Annotated in this window: 32 protein-coding genes; 10 read left to right on the forward strand and 22 right to left on the reverse strand. The window is 68.4% G+C overall.

What is annotated here, in order from left to right; genetic code table 11:
• Nucleotides 1–45: 45 nt before the first annotated feature.
• The 11 genes from ACFFGN_RS34355 to ACFFGN_RS34405 form a co-directional block, all read right to left on the reverse strand.
• The gene (locus ACFFGN_RS34355) at nt 46–576 is read right to left on the reverse strand and encodes a hypothetical protein (protein ID WP_380056853.1); all 531 of its coding nucleotides are present in this window, start codon (nt 574–576) and stop codon (nt 46–48) included.
• A 154-nt stretch (nt 577–730) separates the two neighbouring features.
• Nucleotides 731–1,507, reverse strand: coding sequence for a phosphate ABC transporter ATP-binding protein PstB (gene pstB, locus ACFFGN_RS34360; RefSeq protein ID WP_380056856.1), 777 nt, complete (start codon nt 1,505–1,507; stop codon nt 731–733).
• A 20-nt stretch (nt 1,508–1,527) separates the two neighbouring features.
• Entirely contained in the window at nt 1,528–2,448 is a 921-nt protein-coding gene (pstA, locus tag ACFFGN_RS34365) for a phosphate ABC transporter permease PstA (protein ID WP_380056859.1), read from the reverse strand.
• Nucleotides 2,445–3,482 carry a phosphate ABC transporter permease subunit PstC gene (pstC, locus tag ACFFGN_RS34370; RefSeq protein WP_380056862.1) on the reverse strand — a complete coding sequence of 346 codons (1,038 nt, stop codon included), beginning with the start codon at nt 3,480–3,482 and terminating at the stop codon, nt 2,445–2,447. The genes pstA and pstC overlap by 4 nt, the downstream gene beginning before the upstream one ends.
• Before the next feature lie 126 nt (nt 3,483–3,608).
• Nucleotides 3,609–4,733 (reverse strand): phosphate ABC transporter substrate-binding protein PstS, encoded by a 1,125-nt coding sequence (pstS, locus tag ACFFGN_RS34375; RefSeq protein ID WP_380056865.1) that lies wholly within the window; start codon nt 4,731–4,733, stop codon nt 3,609–3,611.
• Nucleotides 4,734–4,892: 159 nt separating this feature from the next.
• Nucleotides 4,893–5,579 carry a hypothetical protein gene (locus ACFFGN_RS34380; protein WP_380056867.1) on the reverse strand — a complete coding sequence of 229 codons (687 nt, stop codon included), beginning with the start codon at nt 5,577–5,579 and terminating at the stop codon, nt 4,893–4,895.
• A gap of 12 nt (nt 5,580–5,591) precedes the next feature.
• On the reverse strand, nt 5,592–5,915 hold the full coding sequence (locus ACFFGN_RS34385) for a hypothetical protein (RefSeq protein WP_380056870.1): 324 nt from the start codon (nt 5,913–5,915) through the stop codon (nt 5,592–5,594).
• Nucleotides 5,916–6,075: 160 nt separating this feature from the next.
• Nucleotides 6,076–6,237 carry a hypothetical protein gene (locus ACFFGN_RS34390; RefSeq protein WP_380056872.1) on the reverse strand — a complete coding sequence of 54 codons (162 nt, stop codon included), beginning with the start codon at nt 6,235–6,237 and terminating at the stop codon, nt 6,076–6,078.
• The gene (locus ACFFGN_RS34395) at nt 6,234–6,359 is read right to left on the reverse strand and encodes a hypothetical protein (RefSeq protein ID WP_380056875.1); all 126 of its coding nucleotides are present in this window, start codon (nt 6,357–6,359) and stop codon (nt 6,234–6,236) included. The genes ACFFGN_RS34390 and ACFFGN_RS34395 overlap by 4 nt, the downstream gene beginning before the upstream one ends.
• Before the next feature lie 105 nt (nt 6,360–6,464).
• Nucleotides 6,465–6,743, reverse strand: coding sequence for a hypothetical protein (locus ACFFGN_RS34400; RefSeq protein ID WP_380056878.1), 279 nt, complete (start codon nt 6,741–6,743; stop codon nt 6,465–6,467).
• 113 nt (nt 6,744–6,856) lie between these two features.
• Nucleotides 6,857–7,330: a bifunctional nuclease family protein gene (locus ACFFGN_RS34405; protein ID WP_446685233.1), complete on the reverse strand. Its 474-nt coding sequence runs from the start codon at nt 7,328–7,330 to the stop codon at nt 6,857–6,859.
• Between the two features lie 244 nt (nt 7,331–7,574).
• Here ACFFGN_RS34405 and ACFFGN_RS34410 point away from each other — a divergent pair, with 244 nt between their 5' ends.
• The 3 genes from ACFFGN_RS34410 (at nt 7,575) to ACFFGN_RS34420 (ending at nt 9,965) form a co-directional block, all read left to right on the forward strand.
• Nucleotides 7,575–8,366 (forward strand): helix-turn-helix transcriptional regulator, encoded by a 792-nt coding sequence (locus ACFFGN_RS34410; RefSeq protein WP_380056880.1) that lies wholly within the window; start codon nt 7,575–7,577, stop codon nt 8,364–8,366.
• A 67-nt stretch (nt 8,367–8,433) separates the two neighbouring features.
• Nucleotides 8,434–8,832: a hypothetical protein gene (locus tag ACFFGN_RS34415; RefSeq protein WP_380056883.1), complete on the forward strand. Its 399-nt coding sequence runs from the start codon at nt 8,434–8,436 to the stop codon at nt 8,830–8,832.
• A gap of 209 nt (nt 8,833–9,041) precedes the next feature.
• Nucleotides 9,042–9,965: a hypothetical protein gene (locus ACFFGN_RS34420; protein ID WP_380056886.1), complete on the forward strand. Its 924-nt coding sequence runs from the start codon at nt 9,042–9,044 to the stop codon at nt 9,963–9,965.
• On the opposite strand, the gene map is transcribed toward ACFFGN_RS34420, so the two are convergent.
• Nucleotides 9,943–10,719, reverse strand: coding sequence for a type I methionyl aminopeptidase (gene map / locus ACFFGN_RS34425; protein WP_380056890.1), 777 nt, complete (start codon nt 10,717–10,719; stop codon nt 9,943–9,945). The genes ACFFGN_RS34420 and map overlap by 23 nt on opposite strands.
• 64 nt (nt 10,720–10,783) lie before the next feature.
• On the opposite strand from map, the gene ACFFGN_RS34430 reads away from it, so the two are divergent.
• Nucleotides 10,784–11,086, forward strand: coding sequence for a helix-turn-helix domain-containing protein (locus ACFFGN_RS34430; RefSeq protein WP_380056893.1), 303 nt, complete (start codon nt 10,784–10,786; stop codon nt 11,084–11,086).
• Here the strand turns inward: ACFFGN_RS34430 and ACFFGN_RS34435 are convergent.
• From ACFFGN_RS34435 to ACFFGN_RS34445, 3 genes are read right to left on the reverse strand one after another with little or no spacing between them, the layout of a single operon-like run.
• Nucleotides 11,083–11,613, reverse strand: coding sequence for a GNAT family N-acetyltransferase (locus ACFFGN_RS34435; RefSeq protein ID WP_380056896.1), 531 nt, complete (start codon nt 11,611–11,613; stop codon nt 11,083–11,085). The genes ACFFGN_RS34430 and ACFFGN_RS34435 overlap by 4 nt on opposite strands.
• A 37-nt stretch (nt 11,614–11,650) precedes the next feature.
• Entirely contained in the window at nt 11,651–12,523 is an 873-nt protein-coding gene (locus tag ACFFGN_RS34440) for an NUDIX hydrolase (RefSeq protein WP_380056899.1), read from the reverse strand.
• A gap of 10 nt (nt 12,524–12,533) precedes the next feature.
• Nucleotides 12,534–14,687, reverse strand: coding sequence for an RNA degradosome polyphosphate kinase (locus tag ACFFGN_RS34445; protein ID WP_380056902.1), 2,154 nt, complete (start codon nt 14,685–14,687; stop codon nt 12,534–12,536).
• 67 nt (nt 14,688–14,754) lie between these two features.
• On the opposite strand from ACFFGN_RS34445, the gene ACFFGN_RS34450 reads away from it, so the two are divergent.
• On the forward strand, nt 14,755–15,834 hold the full coding sequence (locus ACFFGN_RS34450; protein ID WP_380056905.1) for an alpha/beta hydrolase: 1,080 nt from the start codon (nt 14,755–14,757) through the stop codon (nt 15,832–15,834).
• A 267-nt stretch (nt 15,835–16,101) separates the two neighbouring features.
• Here ACFFGN_RS34450 and mshD read toward each other — a convergent pair whose 3' ends face one another.
• The gene (mshD, locus tag ACFFGN_RS34455) at nt 16,102–16,986 is read right to left on the reverse strand and encodes a mycothiol synthase (RefSeq protein WP_380056908.1); all 885 of its coding nucleotides are present in this window, start codon (nt 16,984–16,986) and stop codon (nt 16,102–16,104) included.
• Nucleotides 16,987–17,212: 226 nt separating this feature from the next.
• Here mshD and ACFFGN_RS34460 point away from each other — a divergent pair, with 226 nt between their 5' ends.
• Nucleotides 17,213–18,994, forward strand: a complete 1,782-nt coding sequence (locus ACFFGN_RS34460; RefSeq protein WP_380056911.1) for a bifunctional metallophosphatase/5'-nucleotidase — start codon at nt 17,213–17,215, stop codon at nt 18,992–18,994.
• Nucleotides 18,995–19,176: 182 nt separating this feature from the next.
• On the opposite strand, the gene ACFFGN_RS34465 is transcribed toward ACFFGN_RS34460, so the two are convergent.
• Both ACFFGN_RS34465 and ACFFGN_RS34470 read right to left on the reverse strand, forming a co-directional pair.
• Nucleotides 19,177–19,458, reverse strand: a complete 282-nt coding sequence (locus tag ACFFGN_RS34465) for a hypothetical protein (RefSeq protein ID WP_380056913.1) — start codon at nt 19,456–19,458, stop codon at nt 19,177–19,179.
• A gap of 139 nt (nt 19,459–19,597) precedes the next feature.
• Entirely contained in the window at nt 19,598–20,311 is a 714-nt protein-coding gene (locus tag ACFFGN_RS34470; protein ID WP_380056916.1) for a winged helix-turn-helix domain-containing protein, read from the reverse strand.
• Nucleotides 20,312–20,483: 172 nt separating this feature from the next.
• Between ACFFGN_RS34470 and ACFFGN_RS34475 the strand changes: the two genes are divergently transcribed.
• Both ACFFGN_RS34475 and ACFFGN_RS34480 read left to right on the forward strand, forming a co-directional pair.
• A complete protein-coding gene (locus ACFFGN_RS34475) occupies nt 20,484–20,723 on the forward strand; it encodes a MoaD/ThiS family protein (RefSeq protein WP_380056918.1) in 240 nt (79 codons plus the stop codon).
• Nucleotides 20,724–20,789: 66 nt separating this feature from the next.
• The gene (locus ACFFGN_RS34480; RefSeq protein WP_380056921.1) at nt 20,790–22,157 is read left to right on the forward strand and encodes a hypothetical protein; all 1,368 of its coding nucleotides are present in this window, start codon (nt 20,790–20,792) and stop codon (nt 22,155–22,157) included.
• Here ACFFGN_RS34480 and ACFFGN_RS34485 read toward each other — a convergent pair.
• The 4 genes from ACFFGN_RS34485 to arfB form a co-directional block, all read right to left on the reverse strand.
• Nucleotides 22,120–22,710 (reverse strand): hypothetical protein, encoded by a 591-nt coding sequence (locus ACFFGN_RS34485; RefSeq protein WP_380056923.1) that lies wholly within the window; start codon nt 22,708–22,710, stop codon nt 22,120–22,122. The genes ACFFGN_RS34480 and ACFFGN_RS34485 overlap by 38 nt on opposite strands.
• Nucleotides 22,707–23,267 (reverse strand): hypothetical protein, encoded by a 561-nt coding sequence (locus ACFFGN_RS34490; RefSeq protein WP_380056926.1) that lies wholly within the window; start codon nt 23,265–23,267, stop codon nt 22,707–22,709. Before ACFFGN_RS34490 ends, ACFFGN_RS34485 begins: the two co-directional genes overlap by 4 nt.
• The gene (locus ACFFGN_RS34495; RefSeq protein ID WP_380056929.1) at nt 23,264–23,920 is read right to left on the reverse strand and encodes a hypothetical protein; all 657 of its coding nucleotides are present in this window, start codon (nt 23,918–23,920) and stop codon (nt 23,264–23,266) included. The genes ACFFGN_RS34490 and ACFFGN_RS34495 overlap by 4 nt, the downstream gene beginning before the upstream one ends.
• A gap of 133 nt (nt 23,921–24,053) precedes the next feature.
• Nucleotides 24,054–24,479: an alternative ribosome rescue aminoacyl-tRNA hydrolase ArfB gene (arfB, locus tag ACFFGN_RS34500; protein ID WP_380056932.1), complete on the reverse strand. Its 426-nt coding sequence runs from the start codon at nt 24,477–24,479 to the stop codon at nt 24,054–24,056.
• Here arfB and ACFFGN_RS34505 point away from each other — a divergent pair.
• A complete protein-coding gene (locus ACFFGN_RS34505; RefSeq protein WP_380056934.1) occupies nt 24,478–25,443 on the forward strand; it encodes a fructosamine kinase family protein in 966 nt (321 codons plus the stop codon). The two genes, arfB and ACFFGN_RS34505, sit on opposite strands and share 2 nt — an antisense overlap.
• 62 nt (nt 25,444–25,505) lie before the next feature.
• The gene (locus ACFFGN_RS34510; RefSeq protein ID WP_380056937.1) at nt 25,506–26,030 is read left to right on the forward strand and encodes a TlpA family protein disulfide reductase; all 525 of its coding nucleotides are present in this window, start codon (nt 25,506–25,508) and stop codon (nt 26,028–26,030) included.
• Nucleotides 26,031–26,365 lie beyond the last annotated feature (335 nt).

Consider the following 26,365-nt stretch of genomic DNA (forward strand, 5'->3'; position numbering starts at 1 on the left):
CGGGCCCCGGATTGCTCCGAGGCCCACGGTCGATGCTGAATCCAGCTACTGGTTGGTGATACCCGCCAGCGCGCCGGTGAGCTGCAGGATCACGCCCAGGGCCAGTGACACGACGCCACCGATCCAGGCGACCTTCGCCAGCGTGTCGGGCTGTCCCTGCTCGCGGTACTGCTTCTGCGCGATCAGACCCAGCACGATCGACAGGATGCCGCAGCAGAACCAGAACACGATGCCGATGATCGACAGGATCATCGGGGTGTTGCTGGGCGGCTGCTGGCCCGGCGTGCCGTAGCCGTAGCCGCCGCCACCCGGTCCACCCGGGTACTGACCGGGCTGGCCGGGGTACGAGCCGGGCTGGCCTGGGTACTGCCCGGGGCCGGGCTGACCCGGCTGACCCGGGTAACCGGGGTTCTGGCCGTATTGCCCGGGCTGGCCAGGCTGGCCGCCGTAGGGCGTGCCCGGCTGCGGGGGCTGCCCGTACTGACCGGGCTGGCCGTACTGGCCCGGCTGACCCGGGGTGTACCCAGGCTCGTCCGGGGTGTTCGGGTCGTCGCCTGGTGGCGTCGGAGTGCTCACCGCAGTCCCTTCATAAGCTGTTGAGGAATCACCGAAGGTTAGCGAGTCGAAGGCCCACTGGTCACGCCTCCGCGCCGAGCAGGCCCATGATCACCCGCTCGGCGCTCGCGACAACCTCGTTGCCCAGGGCCCAAATGACGGGCCGGAACAGGGCTTAGCCGAAGCGGCCGGTGATGTAGTCCTCGGTGGCCTTCTCCGCAGGGTTGGAGAAGATCTGCTTGGTCGGGCCCATCTCGACCAGCCGGCCGGGCTTACCGGTCGCGGCCAGGTTGAAGAACGCCGTCTGGTCGGACACCCGCGCCGCCTGCTGCATGTTGTGCGTGACGATGACGACGGTGAACCGATCCTTCAGCTTCTCGATCAGGTCCTCGATCGCCAGCGTGGAGATCGGGTCCAGCGCGGAGCAGGGCTCGTCCATCAAGATGACCTGCGGCTCGACCGCGATCGCCCGGGCGATGCACAGCCGCTGCTGCTGACCGCCGGAAAGACCCGCGCCGGGCTTGTCCAGCCGGTCCTTCACCTCGTTCCAGAGGTTGGCGCCCTTGAGCGAGCTCTCCACCACCTCGGCGAGCTTCTTGCGGTCCTTCACGCCGTTCAGCTTCAGACCGGACGCGACGTTGTCGAAGATCGACATGGTCGGGAACGGGTTCGGGCGCTGGAACACCATGCCCACCACGCGCCGGACCGCCACCGGGTCGATGCCCGGCCCGTACAGGTCCTGGTCGTCCAGCAGCACCTTGCCCTCGACGCGCGCGCCCGGCAGCACCTCGTGCATGCGGTTCAGCGTGCGCAAATAGGTGGACTTGCCACAACCGGACGGGCCGATGAAGGCCGTCACGGACCGCGGCTCGATGGTCATCGACACGTCCTCGACGGCCTTGAAGTCGCCGTAGTAGACGTTGAGGCCGCTGACCTCGATGCGTTTCGCCATGATCGACTCAGTTCCTCACTCTACTTGGACTTGATGGTGCTGAACCGCGCGATCAGTCGCGCGATCAGGTTGAGGGCCAGGACCAGCAGGATCAGCGTCAGCGCGGTCGACCAGACCCGGGCCTCCGCGGCCGGCAGGGCCATATCCCCACGGTCGTTGTTGATCATCGTCGGCAGGGCGCCCATGAAGCCCTCGAACGGGTTCATGTTGATCACCTTGGAGTAGCCGACCAGGATCAGCAGCGGAGCGGTCTCACCGATCACGCGGGCGAGGCCCAGCATGATGCCGGTGACGATGCCACCGAAGGCCGTCGGTACGACCACCTTGAGGATCGTCTTCCACTTCGGCACACCCAGCGCGTACGCCGCTTCGCGCAGCTCGTCCGGGACCAGCTTCAGCATCTCCTCGGTGGACCGCAGTACCACCGGCATCATCAGCAGTACCAGCGACAGCGAGACGGCGAAGCCGATCCGGTTCTGCCCCAGCATGGTGATCCAGACGGCGTACACGAACAGCGCCGCGACGATCGAGGGCACACCGGTGAGGATGTCGACCATGAAGCTGACCGCGCGCGCGGCCTTGCTGCCCTTGCCGTACTCGATCAGGTAGATCGCGCCGAGCACACCCAGCGGTACGGCGATCGCGGCGCACATCAACGCCATGATGATGCTGCCCATGATCGCGTGGTACGCGCCGCCGCCTTCGCGCCGCGAGGTGATACCGCGCTGCGACTGGCTCCACCAGCTGGCGTCCAGCACCAGCGAATAACCCTTGCTGACCACGGTCCACAGGATCCAGATCAGCGGAATCACCGCGATCAGGAAGCACAACGTGATCAGTACGGTGGCGAGTCCGTTACGAATGGCCCGGGCGCCGGACTTGCCGCTCAGGTCGAGCGTCGTGCCGTCGTACGCCGGCTTGTTCGCGGCGAGAGTGGTCACGCGGCGGCTCCCTGCTTCGAGGCCCTGTTCCGGCGGGGGCGGCGGTTACCCGGTCCGCTGCGCGCGACGATCAGGCGGGCGGTGGAGTTGACGATGAAGGTCACGACGAACAGCACCAGACCGGCCGAGATGAACGCGCCGGTCTTGGCCGGGGTGTCCAGTTCGGCAGCGCTGGAAGCGATCTTGGAGGCGAACGTCTCGCCACCGGCGAAAATCGACGAGGTCCAGTCGTCCAGCGAGGACGTCTGGGACAAGATGATCATCACGGCGACGGTCTCACCAAGGGCCCGGCCGAGGCCGAGCATCGCGGCGCTGACCACACCGGAGCGGCCGTACGGCAGCACGGCCATCCGGATCATCTCCCACTTGGTGGATCCGAGCGCGAGCGCGCCTTCGCGATGGGTGACCGGGGTCTGCGCGAAGATCTCCCGGCTGATCGCGGTGATCACCGGCAGGATCATGATCGCCAGCACCAGGCCGGCGGTGAACACCATGCCGCGGTCGGTGCCCGGAGCCTTGTTGAACAAGGGGATCCAGCCGAGCGCGCCGGAGATCGCGTTGGCGACCGGCACGACCACCGGCGCGAAGAAGATGATGCCCCACAGGCCGTAGATGATCGACGGCACGGCGGCCAGCAGATCGATCACGTGCGCGACCGGCTTGGCCAGCCGCGGCGGAGCGTAGTAGGTGATGTAGAGGGCGACACCGACGGCGATCGGCACCGCGACCAGCATCGCGATGATCGAGCTGATCAGCGTGGTGTAGAACAGCGCCGCGATACCGAAGTTGGGGTGCTCACCGCCCGGCAGCCAGGTGCGGGAGAACAGGAAGTTGCCCTCGTTGTCGGCCAGCGCCGGAATTGCCAGCGCCAGCAGGAAGATGCCGACAAACGCGACGATGGCGACCACCAGGGCGCCGGAACCGCGGGCCAGACCGGCGAACAGCCGATCGCCCAGATGGCCGACGGGTCCGAGGTCGAGCTTGGTACTACCCGCGTCCGGAGCGGAGCTTGGCGGGCTGGTGGGATCACTCATGAGGTAGCCGACTCCTGGCGGCTGGCGACAAGGGCGAGGGGGCGGGTGCTGCGTCCTGCGGCGCGACTGCGCCCTGACCACCGCTCGGCGAAGCGAGCGGGGCCAGGGCGACGGTCATGGCAGATCTCAGCTGATGGCCTTGATGGCGGCTTCGACCTTGGTACGCATTTCCTCGGGCAGCGGCGCGTAGTTCAGCTTGCTCAGGCTGGACTGTCCCTCGGTGCTCGCGAAGTAGCCCAGGAAGCTCTTCACCAGCGCGGTCTTCTCGGCCGGCAGGCCCTTGCTGCAGGCGATCTCGTACGTCACCAGGATGATCGGGTAAGCGCCCGCCGCCTTGGTGCCGTAGTCGACCGACAGCGCCAGGTCGTTGCCCGAGCCCTTGATCTTCGCTTCGGCGAGGGCCTTGGCGGCCGACTCCGGGGTGAGCTCGATCGGGCCGGCGCCGGTGTCGATCTGCGCCACGCCGAGCTTGTTGTCGACGGCGTAGGACCACTCGACGTACGTCAGCGAGTTCGGGGTCGACTTGGTCGCCTCGGCGACACCGGCCGACTTGTCCTTGCCCGCGCCGGTGCCGGTCCACTTCTTGGCCGGCTCACCCTTCCAGGCGCCACCACCGGCGGCCTTCAGGTACTTGGCGAAGTTCTCCGTGGTGCCCGACTCGTCGGAGCGGAAGAACACCGAGATCGGCGCGCTCGGCAGCTTGGCGCCCGGGTTCAGCTTGGCGACCTCCGGTGCGTTCCAGGTCTTGACGGTGCCCTGGAAGATCTTGGCGGCGGTCGGGCCGTCCAGCACCAGCTTGTCCAGGCCGGCCACGTTGTAGGCCAGGGCGACCGGGCCGATCACCATCGGCAGGTTCAGCGCCGGGTTGTTCTCGCAGCGCTTGGCGGCGGCGTCGGCCTCGACGACACCGTCCTTCTCCTCGGTCTTCAGGGCCGAGTCGGAACCGGCGAAGTCGACCTGGGCCGCGTTGAACTGCTTGATACCCGCGCCGGAACCGGTCGGGTTGTAGTTCACCGTGACGTCGGCGCACTTGCCGTTGTACTGGGCGATGACCTCTTCGATCGCGTTCTTCTGCGCCGAGGATCCCTCAGCGTTCAGGGTGCCCGACGGGCAGTCGCCGTCGGCGCCGGTCGACGTCGAGGGGTTCGAGGAGCCAGTCGGCTCAGGGTCGCTGCCACAGGCGCTGAGCGCCAGGACACCGAGAGTGGCCACGGCGACAACGCCGGCGCGGAGCACACGGTTGACGGACACGAGTGTGTTGCCCTTCTGCGGGAATATGACCTCTAACTCCTCCAGAAGGTAGGGAGACCAGATGACGTGGTGACCGGTCCCGGGTGAACGAGCGGTGAACGGTTCCAGTAGGAATAGCGTCACCCGGCGTGCCACTAGGCGGACAGTAGGTGAACAGAGTTAAGAGTCGTAACTCTCTGTAATATTCCAGGCTCGGTTGGTGCCTCGATCGGGCCGGTTTCGGCGGCGCCGGGCACAGCGGGTGACGGCGGTGCAGCGAGACGACCGGCGCCCCCGGTGAACGGACCGGGTGCCGGACGGAACGGGATAGGCCCCGTCGCCCAGGCCCGTCGGCGTGAGCCGATCCGGGTCGAACGCGACGTCGAGCGGGTCGCCGGGATTGCGGTCGACCGGCATGGCCGCGCGCGTCCAGCTGAGCCGGAGCCTGCCGTCCGTCTGCGGGATTGCGTAGACGATCCGGGTAAACGGGGCGTGGGTGGTGTCGAAGCGGACCGACCGAGCCGGCGTGCTGGAGCCCGCCGCGGACGTCGCCGTCACCTGAAGCTCGACGGCCTCCCGGTTCGCCGGCAGCTGGTACTTGCTGAACACCAGCTGGTTGGCCGCCGTGGCCGGGAGCATCTCGATGGTCGCGTCGTCGCTGGTGCTGCCGCTGAGCGTCTTGACGGCGATGCGGTTGGCGGTGCCGGCGTCGCTCCAGGTGACCCGGATGCGTTCGCGGCTGCTGTCGGCCCAGTCGATGCGTACGCCGGTCGGCGCCGCGGGCAGTTCGGCGACAGTGGCGGTGGCGGGCGCCGCGGTGAGCAGGGCCGCCGTCAGGCAGGTCGCGAGCAGTAGTGGGGTTCTCATGTCAGCGCACCGTCATTCGGAAGGCTGGGTGGTGACCCCGGTGATGTAGCGGCCCGCGAAGTACCCGCCCGGTACGACGTACCGGAAGGCGCTCACGCCCCGGGGCGCGGCCGTGAAGGAGTACGAGCCGGAGCCGTTCTGGGTATAGATCCACTTCGCGTTCGCCCAGGCGGTGCCGTTCCAGCGCTGCAGGGTGGCGCGAACATTGGTGCCAGGAGCAACGGTCAGCAGGGCGGTCACCTTGCGGCCGTACGTCGCCTGCGGATAGTCGATCCGCGCGGTGCGGACGGCGTACCGGGTGGTCGAGGTCGCCGCGGCGGAGCCGGAGACGAACACGGCCGCATCCCCCAGACCCGGGAGCTGGGCGTTGGCGTCGTCGAATAGCCGGCCTGCGTCTTCCCCTCGACACAACGGCTCGGCCGGATCACCTGGACCCGGCCGCTGATCGCGATGGATGTTCCGTAAGTCGTTGCCGGGGCACCTTGCTGGCCACGGCCTAGTCGACCACCTCGAACGCCGTCGTGTCGACAGGGCCCCACTCGCCGGCGGAGCGCAGGAACACCCGGTAGGGCCGGGGCCTGGCCGGGATCGTCGTCGTACCGGTGGCGCCGCCCGTGGGTGGCAGGGCGGTCCAGCCGCAGCCGATCCGGTTGCTCACGTACGCGTTGCCACGACGAGGGCTTCGACGTCCAGCGGGTCGTTCGGGGTGTGGTCGGGCACGGTGCTGACGCTCCAGCCGAGACTCAGCGTGCCGTTGCCGTTGGGCAGGCGCTTCGTCACGGTGGGCGCGAAGCGGCGGTCGGTGTCGAAGACCGGCGACTGCCCGACGGTGGCGGCCGGGTGGTCGCGGCATCGGACGCCCGGGTGTAGACGGTGATCGTCAGCTCACGGAACACCGGGAACCGGCTGGCGGGAAGCACGATCGTGTCCACCGAGGCCGCCGGCACGAGCTGCTCGAAGGCCGTGCCCTTGTACGTCGGTGACGCGCAGCAAGTTCGGCGCCGAATCGGCGGGCCAGGTCACCCGGACGCCACCGTCGGCCCAGGCCAGTCCGACGTTCGCCGGCGCGGCCGTGGCGGTTCCGGCGCTGAGTACGGCCGCGAGAACTCCGCTCGCGAGCAGGACAAGACCGGCCTTGGGCATGACGCTGCCCGCTACGTTCATCTGGATTCCCGTTCCCCGGGCCCGGCTGATCGATCCCCCACGCCGGCGTCGGCTGAACTTAGCGCAACCGGGCCGGTTCGAGAAGTGAAGCGTGGTTGCAGGTTGCTGCAACTTCAGCTGGTGAAGTCCTCGGGGGCAACGCCGTCGAGGAACTGGCGGAAACGCTCGAGCTCGGCTTGTTCGGCCTCGGGGGTGGCGACACCGGCCTGGGCCAGGACCTCCTCGCGGCAGCGCATCGGGGTGCCGAGGCGGATCGCGAGCGCGACCGAATCGCTTGGGCGGGCGGAGACACGGGCGCCGTTGGCCAGCACGAGTTCGGCGTAGAAGACGGAATCGCGCAGCTCGACGATCTCGACCGCCAGCACGGTGGTGTCCAGAGCCAGCAGGATGTCGCGCATGAGGTCGTGGGTGAGCGGCCGGGACGGGCGCAGGCCCTGTTCCTCGTAGGCGATCGCCGTGGCCTCCACCGAGCCGATGGAGATCGGCAGGTACCGGTACCCGTCGGTTTCGCGGAGCATCATCACGGGCGCGTGGCCCGGTGATTCCATCCGGATCCCGATCAGGGTGAGGTCTCGCAACGTGGTCATCCGAGCCGGGCCTCTCCGTGAGCTGGCGTCCGCTGAGCCGCCAGGTAACGCTCGGCCCCGACCTTACCTGCTGGCGGTGACCAGCTGTTGCGAGAGGGTTTTCGCCGAGACCGAAAGCGTTGTCAGCGCTGAACCGCCCGCCAAGGATGTCACCGTCCAGTATCAGCCGGTCATTTTCCGTGATCATCGCGGAGAGGCCGCGACGTGGCCGCTGTCGGTGGCGGGCGCAGCTTGGGGGTCGTGGATGAAGGTCACCCGGGGCATGTTCGCGCTGGGAGAGCCTGGCGGTAGACCGGTGCGGGTGGTGATCGTGGCGCCGAATCCGGTCATCCGGGCCGGAGTGGCGACGCTGATCGGCCGCGAGCCGGCTTTGCAGATAGCCGCCACCGTGGCGGATGAGAGTGGTCTCGGTTCGCTGGTGGTCCGCCCGGACGTGCTGCTGGTGGACACCGTGCTGCGCGAAGGGGTGGTCGCGCTGGCCCTCGGCCGGGCGGAGGCGCGAATTCCGAAGGTGCCGATCGTGGCGCTGGTCACCGGGGAGGTACCCGCCGTCGCGGATCTGCGGGCCTACGCGCTGGCCGAGGTGGACGCGATCGTCTCGACCACCGACGACATCGGCACCGCCGTACTGGCCGTCTGCTCCGGCGGGGCCGACGGTGGCTGGGTCAGCCCGGCACTCGGCGCGGCGCTGTTGCGGGACGGCAACTGGCTGGCGACGCCGGCCAAGGCCGTCGACCACGGACCACATCCGTCGGCACGTCGGCCCGTCTGCGGCCAGGTGACGGCGAGCGAGCGGGCCGTGCTGTTGCTGGTCGCGGACGGCTACACGGATCGCGAGATCGCCGGCCGGCTTCGCCGCAGTGAGCGGGTGGTGAAATACCACGTGTCGAACCTGCTCACGAAATTCCAGGCGAAAAACCGCGCGCATGCCGTTTACCTGGCCATTCGGACAGGTTTACTCGCTGCGGATTGCGCGGTCGGACAGGGGTTGAACGGACAGGGCAAACTTGTCCATTCGACCCGGGACGGGAACTGATTCCACCGGTTGAATTGTGCTTGTCGCGGACGCTGCGACAAGCATTTCCAACCGTGAGGAGACAGCGATGAGCAAGGTTATGAAGATGATCGGCGGGTTTTCGATGGTGGCCGGTCTGGCGGTGGCCGGCACCGTGGCGGCGAGCGCGGACCGTGGCGACGGCCAGCTGGCCTGCAACTCCGGCGAGATCTGCTTCGCCGAGCACTCGAACGGCAGCGGCGGCCAGCGGCACTTCTTCTACGGCTCGTCGAACCACGCGAACGAAGGCAACTTCTCCAGCGGCACGCCGTTCTACCACAACGCCAGCTCGATCAAGAACCGCGACACCGCGAGCAACGTGTGCGTGACCGAGTCCGGCGACTGGTCCAACGACAGCTGGCAGTTCCCGTCCCGGTCGACCACCTGGTCGAACTTCGCCAGCGACCTGAACGACGAGAACGCCAAGCACGTCCGCGGCAACTGCTGACCGAAGTCCGACCGATCCAGGTCGGACCCGGATCCGACCGATCCAGGTCGGACCGATCCAGGTCAGACCGATCCGGGTGGAGCGGCCGTCAATCCGCTCCACCCGGCTTCACCCGCTCCACCCGGGTCCAACCCGCCGCACGTCCGTAAAAAACCTTCCGACGGTCGGACCCGAAATGCGAGCTCCGCTGCAGAAACAGAGGTGAATCGATGCGCAAGCGCGGACGCTACCTGGCCGGTCTCGGCCTGCTGGCCGTACTGCTCACTGGCTGCGGTACGACGCCCGGCCCGGCCGCCGTTGCTGAGTTGCCGCCGCTGCCGGCTGGTGCCGACCAGCCGTTCGATCACTTCCGGCGCGACGCGCTGACCACGATCGAGAAGGCCGACCTGACCTTTTTCCACGATTGTCTGGCCGACGCGGGCTATCCGCAGGAGCGCGAGTTCAGCGTCGGCCCGCCGCCCGTTCTGCCCGCGCTCGCCGCCGCGCCGCTCACGCCGCGAACCGAGGCCGACGCCCGCAAGTACGGCTTCGGCGAACCGCTGCCGCCGCAGCCCGCGCAGGTGATCCGGAAAGACGCGGCCTTCCACACCACCGCGCAGAACTGCGAACGATCGGCCCGGGCGAAGTTCGGCGCACCCGACGAGGTCGGCCGGGTCCGCGGACTGTACGCCGATCTCGGCAACAAGCTGGTCCGGGAACGCGGCGCGCGAACCACCGAAATCGTCGCGGGTAAAAGCGCCGCGTTGACCGGGTGTTTCGCTGCCGAGGGTTATCGACTGAAACTCGGCGAACAATTCTCCCCGCGTGGCGATCTACGCCAATTCGGTATTCAGAAAGGCACCCACGAAAAAGTGCGGGCCGTTCGGGTCCCCAGCGGTGTAGCCCCGGGCGCTCCCGCGCGGAAATACCTGCCAACCGTGGCGGAGGTGAAATTCGCGGTCGCGTTCGTCCGATGTGGCACGCGAACCGGGTTGTTCGCCGAATTGGACCGGCAACAACCGCGGATCCAGCAGGAGATCGTCGAACGGTACGCTGCCGAGTTCGCCGCGCTCAATCCGGCCGTCGAGCAAGTCGCCCGTGACGCCGCAACCGCCCTCAAGAACCGCGTGGTCAAGCCTGCTTCGGCAGGGTGAGGATGTCGGCGCCATCCGGGGTGATGGCGATGGTGTGCTCGCTGTGCGCCGTCCGGCAACCGGTCGCGCTGCGCAGCGTCCACCCGTCGGCATCGACGACGAGCTGATCGGTGTCCGCCATCACCCAGGGCTCCAGGGCGAGCAGCAGTCCAGGGCGCAACGTGTAGCCGCGGCCTGGTCGTCCGGTGTTCGCGACGTGCGGGTCCTGGTGCATTGTCGAGCCGATGCCGTGACCACCGAACTCGGTGTTGATCCGGTATCCCGCGGCGCTGAGGACCGAGCCGATGGCGTGGGAGATATCGCCGATGCGGGCGCCGGGTCCTGCGGCGGCGATCCCGGCGGCAAGTGCACGTTCGGTCGCTTCGATCAGCGCGAGGCTCTCCGGCGGCTTCGACTCGCCCACGATGAAGCTGATCGCCGAGTCCGCGGCGATGCCGTCCTTCGAGACGGCGAGATCCAGCGTCAGCAGGTCGCCGTCGGCCAGCGAGTAGTCGTGGGGAAGTCCGTGCAGCACCGCGTCGTTGACGGCCGTGCAGATGTAGTGACCGAACGGCCCGCGCCCGAAGGAGGGTGCGTAGTCGACGTAGCAGGACTCGGCCCCGGCCTCGGCGATCATGGCCTTGGTCCACGCGTCGATGTCCAGCAGATTCGTACCGACCTTGGTGCGGCTCTTCATCGTCTGCAGGATGTTGGCGACCAGGGCGCCGGCCTGTCTGGCTCGCGGTAGCTCGGTGGGGGTGAGGATCTCGATCATGCGGCGCCTTCCATGCGTACCAATAACTATCCCGGCCATATTATCCCGGTATTAGAATCGGGCCATGGTCAGGTTGCCGCTCACATCCGCTGAGGTCGAGCGCGGGCAGCGTCTCGGCGCCCTGTTGCGCCGCGCCCGGGGAGATCGCTCGATGCTCGAAACCGCGCTCGATGCGGGCGTCTCACCGGAGACCCTGCGCAAGATCGAGTCAGGCCGCGTCGCGACCCCGGCCTTTCCGACCATCGCGGCGATCGCGAACGTGCTCGGCCTGTCCCTCGACGCGGTCTGGACCGAGATCACCCAGCCCGAGCGAGACGGCGAACCGACCACCCCCGGCCGCCCCGCCCGCGAACGCCTCGCCTCCTAGGACAAGGCCGCGACCGCCGTGAGGGCGGAACCGTCCAGGCGCATGACCTCGATCTCCTCCAGTCCGCGGGCGTTGAGTCGCCGGTAGAAGCGCAGCGCCGGCTCGTTCGTCCGCAGTACCCACCACTCGAGCCGCGCGCAGCCGCGATCCATCGCCAGCTGGGCGAGATGGGCCAGCAGGATCCTGCCGAGGCCGGCGCCGCGATGTTCCGGCGCGACGTACAGGTCCTCCAGGTGGATGCCGCCGCGGCCGACGATCGTGCTGTACGTCGAGTAGTACAAGGCGAATCCGGCCGGCTGGTCATCGACCGTGGCGACGACAGCCTCGGCCATCGGGTTCGGCCCGAACAGGGCGTTCGCGACGTCCTCGGGCCGCGCGGTCACCGTGCCGGGGAAGTCCTCGGCTTCGGCGAGTTCGACGATGAAGCGGTGCAGGGTCTCGGTATCGGCTGGTTCGGCCGGGCGGATCGCGGGGCTGCGGGTCGCGTCCCGGTGCTTCGAGGTCACGGGCGGCATCAGGTCGTCCATATCCGCATCGTGCCTGCCGCTCGGTGCACACCGCGCTTCAGGGCCCAGGAAAGCGTTCGTGGAACAGGCCGGCCGGAGTGCGGTGGGCGACCACGAACGCGCCGGGGGAGTACTTGCCCACCGGAAGGTCGAGCGCCCGCGCCAAAGCGGGAAGTACCGGCCGATGGGAACAGACGACCGTAACCTTGCCGGGCTTCCAGGCGCGCAAGCCGTTCAGGGCCTCCGGGTTCTTCTCGTAGCCCCGCTCGGAGATCTCCGGGTGCTCGTGGATAGTCAGTCCGGCAGCAGCGGCGTACGGCGCGATCGTGGCGTAGCACCTCTCGGCGTCACTAGTGATGACCCGATTGACCCCAAGCGCGCCTAGTACGTCGATGAGGTCGTGGGCGTCCTGAGTGCCTTCAGCCGTTAGGGGCCTGTCCCGGTCCTTGCCGGTCCACTCCTTGCGTTTCACCGCGCTGGTATGCCGGATGACCACCAGGGACGATTCGACCGGTATGGCGGCGTCCAGCGCGTCGAGGATCTCCATGTCGCGGGGATAGCTCAACCGCTTGCGGGCCTTCGGAATGGGCAGCCACTCCAGCCCGTCGACCTCGTCGTTCGGCTCGAAGGGAACCGCCTCGCCGGTCAGACCTGCCGCCCAGTAGTGGACCAGCTTGGGCGCCGTACCGCCGTTCTTGCGGACGTCGTACCGCTGGATGCCTAGAGGTGGTCCGAGCGTCACGAGCTGGCCGGTCTCCTCCTGGATCTCCCGGCGGGCTGCGGCGAGGACATGCTCGTTGCCGTCGACCTTGCCCTTGGGGAGGGACCAGTCGTCGTACCGCGGGCGATGCACCAGCAGGACCTCACGTCGGCCGTCGGCCTCGCGCCAGACGACCCCGCCCGCAGCGATCACTGTCGCCGCCTCGTTCATGCGCGAAGCCTTAACTCTCAGTCTGGCGGCGCCGGCCGCGGGTGGCGATCAGCCGCTCCTGGAGATCGCGCAGCGGACGACCCTGCTCGTCGGTCAGATGCGCGACCCAGGTGTCGTCGGACTGCAGCCACCAGGACCCGGTGGCCTCGTCGAAACCGAGGTCGAACAGGTCGCCCAGTTCGGTCAGGTGGTCCGGCTCCTTCAGCCAGACCAGCGTCTCCACCCGGCGATCCAGGTTGCGGTGCATCAGGTCGGCCGAGCCGATCGCGACCTCCGGCTCACCGCCGTTCTCGAACCAGAAGATCCGGCTGTGCTCCAGGAACCGCCCGAGCACGCTGCGGACCCGGATGTTGTCCGAAAGGCCCGGAATACCCGGCCGGATCGTACAGATGCCGCGGATCCACAGATCGACCGGAACGCCCGCCTGCGAGGCCCGGTACAACGCGTCCGAGAGGGCCTCGTCGACCAGCGAGTTGACCTTGATCCGGACCCGCGCGGGACGGCCCGCCAGGTGATGCTGCACCTCGCGCTCGATCCGCTGCAGCAAGCCGGTCCGAACGCCCTGCGGCGCGACCAGCAACCGCCGGTAGCCGCTGCGCAGGGAGAACCCGGACAGGTGGTTGAACAGGTGCGCGACGTCCTCAGTGACCACCGGGTCGGAGGTCAGCAGACCGAGGTCCTCGTACAGCCGGGCGGTCTTCGGGTGGTAGTTGCCGGTACCGAGATGCGCGTAGCGGCGCAGGCCGTCCGGTTCGTCGCGAACCACCATCGACAGCTTGCAGTGGGTCTTCAGCCCGATCACGCCGTACACCACATGGCAGCCGGCGTGCTCGAGCTGCCGGGCCCATTTGATGTTGGCCTGTTCGTCGAAGCGCGCCTGGATCTCGACCAGGACCAGTACCTGCTTACCGGCCTCGGCGGCGTCGATCAGCGCGTCCACGATCGGGGAGTCACCCGAGGTCCGGTACAGCGTCTGCTTGATCGCGAGCACCTGCGGATCGGCCGCCGCCTGCTCGATGAAGCGCTGCACCGAGGTGGAGAACGAGTCGTACGGATGATGCACGAGTACGTCGCGCTGCTTGAGCGCGTGGAACATGTCGGCCGGGTTCGCGGTCTCGACCTCGGCCAGGTGCGGGTGCGTCGACGGCACGAACCCGGGGAACTTCAGCTCGGCCCGATCCAGGCCGGCGATCGCGAACAGCCCGCGCAGATCCAGCGGCCCGGGCAGCTCGAACACCTCGGCCTCGGTCACGCCGAGTTCCGACAGCAGCAACGCCCGCACCTGCGGGTCGATCGACTCCTCCACCTCGAGCCGGACCGGCGGGCCGAACTTGCGCCGCAGCAACTCCTTCTCGAGCGCGGCGAGCAGGTTCTCCGCGTCGTCCTCTTCGACCTCGAGGTCCTCGTTCCGGGTGACGCGGAAGGTGTGGTGCTGGGTCACCTCCATGCCCGGGAAGAGCTGGTGGAGGTGCTCGGCCATCACGTCCTCGAGCGGCACGTACCGCCCCTCGGCCACCTTCACGAACCGCGGCAGCAGCGGCGGCACCTTCACCCGGGCGAAGTGCTCGCCACCGGTAGTGGGGTTCCGTACGACGACCGCGAGGTTCAGCGACAGGCCCGAGATGTACGGGAACGGGTGCGACGGGTCGACGGCCAGCGGCGTCAGCACCGGGAAGATGCGCTCGGCGAAGAAGCGGCTCATGTCCTCGCGCTCGGAGCTGTTCAGCTCGTCCCAGCGCAGGATGTCGATGCCCTTCTCGACCAGCGCGGGCAGTACCACCTTGCGCCAGGTCGAGGCCTGCCGGTCCATCAGCTCGCGGCTACGGGTCAGGCTGCGGTCGAGCACCTCGCGCGGCAACAATCCGCTGGCGGCCCGAACGGCGACACCCGCGGCGATCCGGCGCTTGAGCCCGGCCACCCGGACCATGAAGAACTCGTCCAGGTTGCTGGCGAAGATGGCCAGGAACTTGGCTCGTTCCAGCAGTGGGACCCGATCGTTCTCCGCGAGCTCGAGCACGCGCTGATTGAACGCCAGCCAGCTCAGTTCGCGGTCGGAGAATCGGTCCGCGGGTAGATCGCCGGCCTCCGCGATGTCATACGGAGGCTCGACGTCGTACTCACGGTTGTGCGAAGCCAGCAAGTCCTCTGCCACATGTCCCAGCATGTCATCCTCCGATGAACAGCAGGTTGCCAAAGCGCGGGCCGGGCCGTTCTTGCTAGCGTCACTCCTTGTGAACCGACGAGTCGACACCCTGTTACGGACCGCGCTGGACACGGTCCAGGGAGGCGCCCTGCGGCCCGTCACCGCGCTGCCGGCCTCGCTGCGGCACCGCCTGGCCGGCGCTCCGATCCAGATCGACGGCAACGTGCTGGACGCCGATATCCAGCTGCTGCTGCGCCTGGAGGGCCTGCTGCCGGGCAAATCCAAGGACAAAACCTCGGTCGCGACGGCCCGGGCCAACCTGCTCACCTCGGCCAAGCTGGTCTCCGGCCCGCGGCGGGAACTACCCCGCGTGACCGATCTCACCGTGCGCGGCGCCGACGGTCAGCTGGGCGCCCGGTTGTACGTGCCGCGGTCGGCCCCGATGTCGAACGGTGGCCTGCTGGTCTTCTTCCACGGTGGTGGCTGGGTCGCCGGCGATCTCGACAGCCATGACGCGTTCTGCCGCGACGCGGCCGAAGAGGCCGGCGTACGGGTGCTGTCGGTCGACTACCGGCTGGCTCCCGAGGCCGAGGCTCCGGTAGCCGCCGAGGACGCGATCGCCGCGTTCGGCTGGGCCGTCGAACACGCCGAAGACCTCGGCGCCAACCCGTCGTACGTCGGTGTAGGCGGTGACAGTGCCGGCGGCAACCTCGCGGCGGTGGTAGCCCAGCAGTGCGTGCGCCGCGGTCTGCCGGCGCCCGCCCTCCAGGTGCTGATCTACCCGGCGCTGGACCTGGTCGGCCGCCGTCCCAGCCGGGATCTCTTCGCCGAGGGGTTCTTCCTGACCGACGAGGACATCAACTGGTACCGCGACCACTACACCCCGGATCCGGCCATCCGCGCCGATCCGATGGTCTCGCCTCTGCTGGCCGAGGACCTCTCGGGGCTTTGCCCGGCGTACGTCGTCACCGCCGGGTTCGATCCGCTGCGCGACGAGGGCAACGAGTACGCCGAAAAGCTCAAGGCCGCCGGCGTCGAGGTGGAACACCACTGCGAGGCCTCGATGGTCCACGGCTTCGCCAACATCCTCGTCCTGACCGGCGAAACCCACCAAGCCCGCCGCCGCATAACCACCGCCATCCGCACCACCCTCCGCCCACCGACGTAACCCCGGCACCGCACACCCCTAGGGCAATCTGGGGCAGGCGGCTGGTCTGCCCGATCAGGGACAAACTGCGGGATTGGGCTGGATAAACCGATCGCGTCCGGAGAGCGGGGAGGCGCTCGCCGGACGCGACACAGGGGGGTTGGGCCAGGAGCCGCCCGACTGGGGGGTAGAGGCCGTGCAGCTCCTGGCTACTGGTGAGACGCCCGCGGGGGTGGTTCATGACGCGGTTCTGGCTTCACGTTGTGTGACGCCCCTCACGCTGCGGATTCAGCCAGAAGTCGCGGGCGCGTATTGGACGTCGAGGGCGGCGGTGGTGAAGCCGAGGGACTCGTAGAGCCGCCGGGCCGCGGTATTCGTGCCGTCGACGTACAACACGATCCGGTCGAGGCCCTTGCCGTGAAGGTGGTGGAGGCCCGCCAACGTGAGGGCCTTGCCGAGGCCGGTGCCCTGGTGGGACGGATCGACGCCGACCACGTAGACCTCGCCGACGCCGTCTTCCACCTTGGTCCAGTGGTATCCGCCCAGGCGGCCCGAGCCACGTTCGACCGCGAGAAAGAATGCCGCCGGGTCGAACCACTCCTGGCCGAGGCGTTCGTCCAGGTCGGCCTGGGTCCACGAGCCCTGCTCCGGGTGGGTCGCGAAGGCCCGGGCGTTGACCGCCAGCCAGGCCTTGTCGTCCTGGCCTGGTACGAACGTCCGCAGCTCGTACGCCGGGGCAAGAACCACCTCTGGCAGCGGTACGGCGGTTGAGGCGTCCCGGGCGAGGAAGAACAACTCGCGCGCCGGTTCGAGGCCCAGCCGCGCGGCCAGTTCGTCGGCGCCGGGGAGTCGGCCGTGCGCCCAGATCCGCAGGGACTCGCCCGCCTCGGCGAGCAGAGCCTGCCCGAGCGCGGTGCCGACGCCCTGGCGCCTTGCGTTGGGAGCCACGACGAGTTCGGCAGAGCCGTCCGGGTCGAGATGCGCGTACCCCGCGAGGGCCTCACCGTCGTACTGCAGCAGGTGGATGCCACCCGCGCCGCCGGTGGCCAGGTCGAGTCGGGTGGCCTCGTTCAGGGGTGCCACGCCGTCGCTGTGCGAAGCGGCTCGTGCGAGTTCGGTGACGGCGGCGATGGTGGCCTCGGGCAACGGTGCGGGTACGGCTTCGACAGTCACGGGACCACCGTAGTTCGGCCGGAGCTTTGGCCGTCATAACGCGTTGGGTGCGAGTTTCCCCTTCGGTTCCGCCGAGGCCTTGGAGTGGCTCGAACCGTCGGGTAATTTGCGCGTGTTCGCCGCCCACACCCGGGCTGGCCGCCCGCACCCGGGCAGACACCCACACCGAGACGGGCCGCCCACACCCGGGCCGTAGGCGGACATCGCACAGACGACGGAGTTAGAGATGGCCTTTCCAGCACGAGACAAGAACCGGTCGCGCGGTCGCCGGGCGACGGCCCTGGTGGCGGCTGCGGCGGCCGTGACGCTCGGCTTGGCCACGGGGGGAACCGTGACCCAGGCCGCGCCGGATTCGCACAAGCCGAAGCCGACGCACACGCAGGTGCACCTGCTGTCGATCAACGACTTCCACGGCAACCTGGTGCCGAACGCGCCGACCAGCTCGTCGGGCCACGTGAACGGCACCCCGGCCGGTGGTGCGGAGTACCTCGCGACCCACCTGGAGCAGTTGCGTGCCGCGGCCCGGGCCAACGGCCAGGAGAGCATCACGGTCGCCGCGGGTGACCTGATCGGCGGCTCGCCGCTGCTGTCGGCCGCGTTCCACGACGAGCCGACGATCGAGGCGATGAACCTGATCGGCCTGGAGGCCACCTCGGTCGGCAACCACGAGTTCGACGAGGGCTGGCGCGAGCTGCTCCGGATGCAGAAGGGCGGCTGCCTGCCCGACGGCGACGGCGCGAACAACCAGAACTCCTGCCCGGACCCGAAGCAGAAGTTCAAGGGCGCGGACTTCGACTTCCTTTCCGCGAACGTGTTCTTCGAGAAGAACCAGAAGACGCTGCTGGCGCCGTACACGATCAAGAAGCTGAAGGACGGCCGCAAGATCGGCTTCATCGGCATGACGCTGGAGAACACGCCGAACATCGTCACGAAGTCCGGTATCGAGGGTCTGAAGTTCACCGACGAGGTCGAGACCGCCAACGCGCTGGTCCCGGAGCTGAAGAAGAAGGGCGTCGAGGCGATCGTCGTACTGCTGCATGAGGGCGGTATTCCGGCCGACCCGAAGGCCTACAACAGCTGCCCGGGTATCTCCGGCCCGATCGTCGACATCGCGAAGAACCTCGACGCCGAGATCGACGCCGTCATCACCGGTCACACCCACCAGGGCTACAACTGCTCGATCGCCGACCCGGCCGGTGCGCCGCGACTGGTCACGAGCGCGTTCTCGTTCGGCCGGCTTGTCACCGACCTGCGGATGAGCATCGACAACTTGACGAACGACGTCGACCGGGCGAACACGATCGCGAACAACCTGATCGTCACCCAGGACGTGCCGAAGGCGCGGAAGCTCACCCAGCTGATCGACAAGTACAAGGCGCTGGTGGCCCCGATCGAGTCGAAGGTGATCGGCCACATCACCACCGACATGGTCAGCCGTACGGCGGACGCGTCGGGTGAATCCCCGCTCGGCAACCTGATCGCGGACGCGCAGCTGGCGGATCCGTCGACGGTGACCGGTGGCAAGACCCCGGTCGCCGCGTTCATGAACCCCGGCGGTATCCGGTCCGACCTGGTCGCGGTCAACGGCGCGGTGACGTTCGGCGCGGCCTTCACGGTGCAGCCGTTCAACAACTACCTGGTCTCGATGGACCTGACCGGCACCCAGATCCGGAGCCTGCTGGCCCAGCAGTTCACCGGCGTCAACCAGGTGTCGAACAAGGTCCTGCAGGTCTCGGGCATCACCTACACCTGGAAGGCGGGCGCGACGCCGGGCACGAAGGAGGTAGTGGCCGACTCGGTGAAGATCGCCGGCCAGCCGCTGGTGGACACCACCACCTACCGGATCGTCACGAACAACTTCCTCTCCGACGGCGGCGACGGGTTCGGAGCTTTCGCCACCGGTACGAACAAGTTCTTCGGCGGCCTCGACATCGACGCCTTCGCGAACTACCTGACCGCGCACGACCCGTACACCCCGGGCCCGACCGACCGCATCACCGTCGGCTGACCCACGAACCCCGAACGGCCCGGCCCTCCTCCACGGAGCGGCTGGGCCGTTCGCCGTTCCGCCGGTCAGCAGGGTCCGATGAATGGCGACGCGCCGCGTCAGAAGGGTCCGATGAGTGGCGACACGCCGCGTCAGAAGGGTCCGATGAACGGAGGAGGGGTGTGTCGGGGGAGGGGGAGGGGTTAGAGCAGGGCTAGGCGGAAGGCGGTGGCTACGAAGGTGAGGGCGGTGAGCAGGGCGGCGGCCTTGGAGCCGAAGCCGTGGCGGATGGCGTGCACGAAGATGGCGATGGTGAGCGGGGCGATCATCACCAGCAAGGTGGCGGCACCCGCGCGAACGCCGACGTGCGTCTGGCCGACCGCGATCGCGCCGACCAGCAGACCGAGCGTCAGGCCGAGCCAGGTCGCGGTCAGCACCGGACCGGTGCGAGGGGTACTACTTCGGGCATGGGCTGCGTGAGCCATCGGACACCTTCCGTACGCGGACACCATCAGGCAGTGACCGAACAAGCACGGTAGCACCAGCCGCGTGTACGTACAGCAGCGGAATAATCACAGCATCTAGACGCGCCCGAGCTGGTGAAAACCGCCGGATCGACGCGGGTCAGGCGTTCGAGTCGGCGGTCTCGCGGTCCTGTTTGCTCGGTGGGATGACAAAGCGGTAGCCGACGTTACGCACGGTGCCGATCAGGGCCTCGTGCTCCGGGCCGAGCTTGGCGCGCAGCCGCCGCACGTGGACGTCGACCGTCCGGGTACCACCGAAGTAGTCGTACCCCCAGACCTCCTGGAGCAGCTGCTCGCGGGTGAACACCCGGCCCGGGTGCTGCGCGAGGAACTTGAACAGCTCGAACTCCTTGTAGGTCAGGTCGAGCGCGCGGCCGTTCAGCTTGGCCGTGTACGAGGCCTCGTCGATGACGACGTCGCCGCTGCGGATCAGGCTGGTGTCCGGGTCCTCGTTGCGCACCGCGGCGAGCCGGCCGATCACCAGTCGCAGGCGGGCCTCGATCTCGGCGGGGCCGGCCGTGTCGAGCAGAACGTCGTCGGCACCCCAGTCGGCGTTCACCGCGGTCAGGCCGCCCTCGGTGACCACCAGGATCAGCGGTACATCGATACCGGTGGTGCGGATCAGCCGCGACACCGATCGGACGTTGACCAGATCGCGGCGCGCGTCCAGCAGCACCGCGTCGGCGTCCGGGGCGTCCACCAGCGCGGCGACCTCCGACGGCAGAATCCGGATCTGGTGGGGCAGCAGGGCGAGCGAGGGCAGCACCTCGGTCGAGGCCTGCAGCGCGTTCGTCAGCAGAAGCAACGTGCTCACGCTGTCTCCTTGTGCTGGTCGTCGGACCCTGTCACCGGCACGGTGTGGTCCGGTCCTGATGCACGTCGAGCCCGGGGCGTCATTGCCCTGGGCCCGAGACACACTGGCTGAAACAGCAGGTAAAGGTTCTGAAAGGATACTCCAAGTCCCGACAATGGAGGCAGGTGTCCCAGTGGCGACGGTCACGGTGCGGTACTTCGCGGCGGCCCGGGCGGCCGCCGGCGAACCGGTCGAGCAGGCCGAGGCGGCCTCGGTCGCGGAGCTGGTCGCAGCGCTCGGCAAGGGCCGTCCGGACCTGGCGCGGGTTCTCGGCATCAGCTCGTTCCTGCTGGACGGGGACCGGGTGGAAGGTGACGCCGCCCTGGCCGACGGCTCCGTCGTCGACATCCTGCCCCCCTTCGCCGGCGGCTAGGCCGGTTAGTCCGGAACCGGCCGACCCAGCCTGAGGAGACCCTGGCCTGCGGGTACATTTCCTCCCGTGGCACAGGACTCGGGGACGCTGCTCACCACTGTCGGGCGGGCTGGTGGTCTGTTCGCGAAGGCGTGGCCGCGGCTGCTCGCGGTTTTCCTGATCGCGGAACTGGCGCATCGCGCCGTTCAATGGGTCGCGGTCCGGGTCGGGCACCGGGTCGAGGCGGGCGGTATCGCCCTGCTCGCTCTGCTGGCCCTGATCACGCTCGCGATGTACGTCGCGATGTTCCTCGTACTACGCGGGGAGTTGCCGTTCCATCGCCGGGCCGTCGAAGAGGGCAAGCTCGCGCCAGACGGTCAGCCCGTCGGTGAAGAGAGTCGCCCGCTCGATGCGCTTACGGCGGCCTTGCTGCCGTTCCTGGCGTTCTACGCGGCGTACCAGTTCCTCCAGCAGGAGGCGCTCGACTACGAGTACCGCCTGTTGGTCTTCGGTATCAACGAGGACGCCGCGACGATCTTCACTGGCGGCACGGTCGCGCAACGGCCTGAAGGTCTTGCTGCCCTCTCAACCTGGCTATTCATCGGCTTGGGTGCTACGGCCTACTTACTGCGCCTGCTGTTCAAGAAGCGGGGTACGCGCAGCAAGTCCGGCCCACTCCAGCGGTTGTTCGTCGCGTACTTGGAAGCGCTCTGGCTGTTCGTAGTGGCCTACCAGGCCTTGGCGTTCATTCCGGCTCCCAAGGACTGGCTGGAGGAGCGGCAGGTCTTCGCCTGGATCAAGGACTCCTACACCTGGGTGCTCGACCACGTGCTCGGCGTGGCGACCGTGCGCGAGGTGTGGGACACGGTGACGGGGTTCATCGCGGCCGGTGTCGCGGACCTGTGGACGGCGGCGGTACTGCCGTTGATGTGGATCACCATCACCGCGGTGATCTACGGGCGGGTGCTGCACAAGCCCGAGCGCACGCTGCCGCTGCGGTGGCGGTTCGACGGGGTCACGCGCCGCTGGCAGCAGACGCCACACATCGTGCGGGTGGCCGGTAACACCATGTTCGCCGACTGGAAGGACCGCTGGACCCCGGTCGCGGACGCGTTCCGCCTGGTCGCGCGATCCGGAATCCGGCCGATGCTGGGCTACTTCCTGGCCTGGGCCATCATCACCTGGTGCGCGGGCGCCATCGGGATCGTCGTCCGGGACTACGTGGTCGGCCCGCGCTCGCTGGAGGCCTGGCTGGTCTTCGACGAGCCGCTGGCGCTGGTGGTCGAGGCGCTGCGCCTGATGCTGCAGATCTGCCTGCTGGCGGCGGCGTACGACCGGATGATCGGTGGCCTCGCCGGTTATCTCGCGCCGCAGAAGCCGTTGACCGTCGACAAGGGCGCGACGGACCTGAGCGCGGCTACCTCGGGAATGCCAAGTACTGAGGAATCCGGGTAGCCCAGGTCACGATCGGCTGGGCCGTCTTCGCGTCCTCAGTCGGTACGACGAACACCGCGACGGTCTCGAACGGCTTCCCCACGCGCGGTTTGAGGTAGTACTCCGCAGTGCCCTTCGGTCGCCAGGTGGCCGGCTTGTCGTCGGTACCGCCCGCGCAGCCCGTCGGCCGGTCGAGGTAGCTCCCGGACGCGATGTCGTCGGACCAGATCCGGCCGTCCGGCGCCCGCAGGTGGACCCGGCAGCCCTCGAGCCCCTTGAGCTTCGCGAGGTCGTCGACCTGCAGCCGGAGATAGACCCGCACCCGCGTCGTACCGGGCGGAGTCGGCTCGTCGGCGCCCACCCGCTTCGGCGCGGGATCAACCTCGACACTGGCGGCGTACCAAGTGGCACCCGCGTACGACGTACCGCCCGCCGCGACGGTGACCGGGTCACGCGGCTCGGCGTCGTACCAGGATTTGTAGTCGGGGCGGGTCACCCACCAGCCCGTGACCGGGATCACCAGTACGAGCGAGGCCAGGGCGGCCGCGTTCCTGCGGAACCAGCCGTACCTCATGCGACCGCCGCCTCCTTCAACTCGACGACGGGCTGTTCCGACGGCACGTTCTCCAGCGGCACGGTGGCCTGCGGTTCGAACGCGGTGAAGGTTTTGCTCTCGATCACCTCGAGCTGTGCGCCCGCGACCTGGTCAGCGGGCATCTCGACCACGAACGAGCCACGGATGGGGATGTCCGGCTGGAACTCGAATCCGGTCAGATCGTATCGGCTGATGCTCTTGCGGTTGGTCGCGTTGTACTGCAGGCCGTCCTTGGTCCGGATCCGCACTGTGCCGAGGTACATCGGCTCGCGCCGGGCCGTCACGATCGTGTCCACCGCCACCCAGGAGGTCGAGGTCTCACGATCGGGTCTACTGCGCGGAACCTTGAGCCGCTTGCCGATCCGGACCGCCTCGACGTTGAGGGTGAAACGCGGCGTCTCGACCACCTTGCCGAAGGCGCCGTTGACCTGGACCGGCTGCTGGAAGTCGCCCTGCGTCGGGGTCACCCGGTAAAGGCCGACGATCGCGACGAGCACCACGACGGTCAGGGCGACGTTCACCACCCGCCGGTTCATCGACGTGCCTTGAGGTTGTTCTTCACCTTGACGGTGAGCTTCCCGGCGACACCCTCGGTCAGCCAGATCCGGTTGTGCGTGAGCTTGGATTCCTTCTCCAACGTGGTCTTCTCCACCTCGAGCTTCACCTCGCTGGGCACTTCAGTGGCCTTGGGCAACTTCCACACATAGATGACCTGCTCGGGCTGTTCCGGCTGCAGCATCGGGTTGGTGGTGTTGTCGCGCATATTGGCGATGCCCAGCGGCCGTTCCCCGGCGGGAATCCCGGGCACATCGACCAGTTGCAGCAGGGAGGAGTCGGGGAAGTCGCCGCGGTCGTCGGTGACCTTGATCTTGGCCACCACCACGAGCAACGCGCCGCCCGGGTCCGGCTTGAAGACGGGGTCCAGGTCCTTCACCGCGACCACCCGGTCGACCGTCACCTCGAACTGCCCGGCCGCGATCGCCGTACCGGGCTGCACGTCCGGCACTTCCGCCGGGGCTTTCTGCAGACCACCGAAGGCGGCGGAGATGGCGAGCCCGACGGCGCCGATACCGAGTGCCCAGGTACGGATCGGGCGTCCGCGGAGTTTGATCTCCTCCAGCGATTCCGGCTGCTTGTCCTGCTCCGGGGCGGAGGAGCCGCGCGGGGAGGGCGTCTTCTCGTCGGCCACGACCGAAGCCTAACCAGCGACAGGTCCTTCCTCGGCCACCGCCGGCCGTTGTCCACTGAGGCTGCCGCCGGTGACGGCCGACTGGCGGTCGCGAGCGGAGCAGCTGGTGGCGGGTCAGTCGGTGGCGGACGGGTCAGTCGGTGGGGCGTCCGCGGAGGCGCTTGGTCTCGCTGCGGCGCTGCTTGGCCTCGATCCGGCGCCGTACCGCGCCTTTACTCGGTTTGGTCGGGCGGCGCGGCCTGGGCGGTGCGGCGATGGCCTCCCGCAGCAGCAAGGTCAGCCGATCGCGCGCGGCCTCCCGGTTTCGCCACTGCGATCGCTGTTCGGAGGCGGCGATCGTGATCACGCCGTCGACCAGCCGGGTGGCGAGCCGTTCGAGCGCCCTGGCTTTGAGCATCGGGCTGAACGCAGTGGTGTTCGCCACATCGAAACTGAGCTCGACCCGGCTGTCGGTGGTGTTGACCGACTGGCCGCCGGGCCCGCTGGACCGCGAGAACCGCCAGCTCAACTCAGCCTCGGGTACGACGACCCCGCTGCGCACCTCCAGCCCGTCCTCCATGCCTCCATTCAAGCAACCCCGCGTCGCCCGCGTGATCAGTACGCTCGACCGGGTGCACCCGCTGCAGAGCCCCGAGGCCGTCCACGCCATCGAACGAGCGGCCTCGGCGTACCACGGCCGGCCCTGGCAGGCGTCGGGTTTCACCAAGCTCGATGACCTGGCTTCGCACCCCTGCGGGTTGTTCCCCGGCGAGGCCTTCTCGGTATTCGCCAAGCTCGGCGATGGCGAGCAGTTCCGGGCCGAGCTGCTCGGACTGGACCTGTTGCGCCGGCATGTGCCGGTCCCGTCGGCGATAGCGAGCGGGATCACCGAGACCTCGAGTGGAGCGGTGCTCCTGCTGGAGGCGATTCCCGAAATCCCGGCAGCGGCCCGAACCGAGCAGCACTGGCGCTCGATCGGAACGGCGCTCGCCACGCTGCACGACGTACAGGCCGAGACCTTCGGCAACGCGGCGTTCGACGGGTTCTTCGGACCGTTGCCTCAGGACAACCGGCCGGTGGCCTCCGGTACCTGGGCCGACTTCTACGCGGAACGACGGCTCGTGCCGCGCCTCCGCGAAGCCGTGGACGAAGGGAATCTGCCGGCGGACCTGGCGAGCGGAGTCGAGCACCTGATCCGCCGTCTGCCGTCGTTGGGCGGGCCGGATCCGCGTCCGTCGCTGCTGCACGGCGACGCCCAGCAGAACAACTGGCTCACCACCGGCACGGAGGCGGTGCTGATCGACACCGCGCCGTACTTCGGTCATCCCGAGATCGACCTGGCCCTGCTCGACTACTTCGAGCCGATCCCGGCCGTGGTCTTCGAGGCCTACCGCGAACGCAGGGAGATCGACGCGGGCTTTGCGGAACGACGCGAACTGTGGCGGCTCCACGGATACCTCGCCGTCATCGCGGTCGACGGGGCCTCGGCGTTCGGACGCCAATTCGTCGGCCGGCTGGCGGACGCGGTCAAGGCCTATCGCTAGCGCCGTCCAGTGGGTGATCAGGGCAACGAACGGGCTTTGCCGGCGGCGTACATTCGATAGTTGTGACACTCGGGATCAGCGTGCTCATCGGTGCGGTCGCCCTCGGCGGCGTACTGAGCCTGCTCAAGACCCGGTACGACGGCCGCTTCCGCGGCACCCGGGCCATCCGGGGCAGCGAGTCGAGCGGCGCCGGCCCGAAGGCCACCGAATCCAGCCAGGCAGAACCGATCGGGAGTGCGGCCGTGGGGTCCGAGCAGCAGCTGGCGAACCGCCTGACCGAGGCGGACGTCGACGGTGAACTGGGCGAACGGGCCACCTTGCTGCAGTTCTCCTCCGCCTTCTGCGCGCCCTGCCGCGCCACCCGCCGCACCCTCGCCGAAGTCGCGGACATGGTCGACGGCGTCCGCCACATCGAACTCGACGCCGAATCCCACCTGGACCTGGTCCGCCGCCTCGACATCCTGCGCACACCGACCACCCTGGTCCTCGACAGCACCGGCGCCATCGTCACCCGCGCCAGCGGCCAACCCCGCAAACCCGACGTAATCGCCGCCCTAGCCACCGCCGTAGACCGCCAACCCAACTAACCCCGCCCGCTCACCCACGCCTGGTCCCACCCACGAGCCGGCCGGTCGAGCGCGCCGGGGCGACCCTTACGCGCGGCCCGAAATCTCAGGGTGGCTGGCCACTCGCGTGGTGGGTTACCACCTGGGATTCCGGGGTGGTAACCCACCGGCTCAATGGCTGGCCACCCGCAGGACCGGCGTGGAGTTGGAACCGTCGCGCTTCGGGTCCGGACGGACCCGAGTGCCCGGGTTTTGCACGACTACCGGGTTTCGGGCTGACTACCGGGTTTTGGCGTGCCCGCTGCCGAGTTGTTTGACCGCTACCCGGTTGCAGAGCCTGTTGCGTTTTGGGTGTG

The sequence above is a fragment of the Kribbella deserti genome (genome assembly GCF_042434725.1).
GTDB lineage: Bacteria > Actinomycetota > Actinomycetes > Propionibacteriales > Kribbellaceae > Kribbella > Kribbella deserti.

Excerpts from the sequence above, each read along its gene's own strand:
- pstB (WP_380056856.1), bottom strand. The coding sequence starts at position 1,507 with ATGGCGAAACGCATCGAGGTCAGCGGCCTCAACGTCTACTACGGCGAC.
- pstC (WP_380056862.1), bottom strand. The coding sequence starts at position 3,482 with ATGAGTGATCCCACCAGCCCGCCAAGCTCCGCTCCGGACGCGGGTAGT.
- ACFFGN_RS34380 (WP_380056867.1), bottom strand. The coding sequence starts at position 5,579 with ATGAGAACCCCACTACTGCTCGCGACCTGCCTGACGGCGGCCCTGCTC.
- ACFFGN_RS34400 (WP_380056878.1), bottom strand. The coding sequence starts at position 6,743 with ATGAACGTAGCGGGCAGCGTCATGCCCAAGGCCGGTCTTGTCCTGCTC.
- ACFFGN_RS34405 (WP_446685233.1), bottom strand. The coding sequence starts at position 7,330 with ATGACCACGTTGCGAGACCTCACCCTGATCGGGATCCGGATGGAATCA.
- ACFFGN_RS34410 (WP_380056880.1), top strand. The coding sequence starts at position 7,575 with ATGAAGGTCACCCGGGGCATGTTCGCGCTGGGAGAGCCTGGCGGTAGA.
- ACFFGN_RS34415 (WP_380056883.1), top strand. The coding sequence starts at position 8,434 with ATGAGCAAGGTTATGAAGATGATCGGCGGGTTTTCGATGGTGGCCGGT.
- ACFFGN_RS34420 (WP_380056886.1), top strand. The coding sequence starts at position 9,042 with ATGCGCAAGCGCGGACGCTACCTGGCCGGTCTCGGCCTGCTGGCCGTA.
- map (WP_380056890.1), bottom strand. The coding sequence starts at position 10,719 with ATGATCGAGATCCTCACCCCCACCGAGCTACCGCGAGCCAGACAGGCC.
- ACFFGN_RS34430 (WP_380056893.1), top strand. The coding sequence starts at position 10,784 with ATGGTCAGGTTGCCGCTCACATCCGCTGAGGTCGAGCGCGGGCAGCGT.
- ACFFGN_RS34435 (WP_380056896.1), bottom strand. The coding sequence starts at position 11,613 with ATGGACGACCTGATGCCGCCCGTGACCTCGAAGCACCGGGACGCGACC.
- ACFFGN_RS34440 (WP_380056899.1), bottom strand. The coding sequence starts at position 12,523 with ATGAACGAGGCGGCGACAGTGATCGCTGCGGGCGGGGTCGTCTGGCGC.
- ACFFGN_RS34445 (WP_380056902.1), bottom strand. The coding sequence starts at position 14,687 with ATGCTGGGACATGTGGCAGAGGACTTGCTGGCTTCGCACAACCGTGAG.
- ACFFGN_RS34460 (WP_380056911.1), top strand. The coding sequence starts at position 17,213 with ATGGCCTTTCCAGCACGAGACAAGAACCGGTCGCGCGGTCGCCGGGCG.
- ACFFGN_RS34465 (WP_380056913.1), bottom strand. The coding sequence starts at position 19,458 with ATGGCTCACGCAGCCCATGCCCGAAGTAGTACCCCTCGCACCGGTCCG.
- ACFFGN_RS34485 (WP_380056923.1), bottom strand. The coding sequence starts at position 22,710 with ATGAGGTACGGCTGGTTCCGCAGGAACGCGGCCGCCCTGGCCTCGCTC.
- ACFFGN_RS34490 (WP_380056926.1), bottom strand. The coding sequence starts at position 23,267 with ATGAACCGGCGGGTGGTGAACGTCGCCCTGACCGTCGTGGTGCTCGTC.
- ACFFGN_RS34505 (WP_380056934.1), top strand. The coding sequence starts at position 24,478 with ATGCCTCCATTCAAGCAACCCCGCGTCGCCCGCGTGATCAGTACGCTC.
- arfB (WP_380056932.1), bottom strand. The coding sequence starts at position 24,479 with ATGGAGGACGGGCTGGAGGTGCGCAGCGGGGTCGTCGTACCCGAGGCT.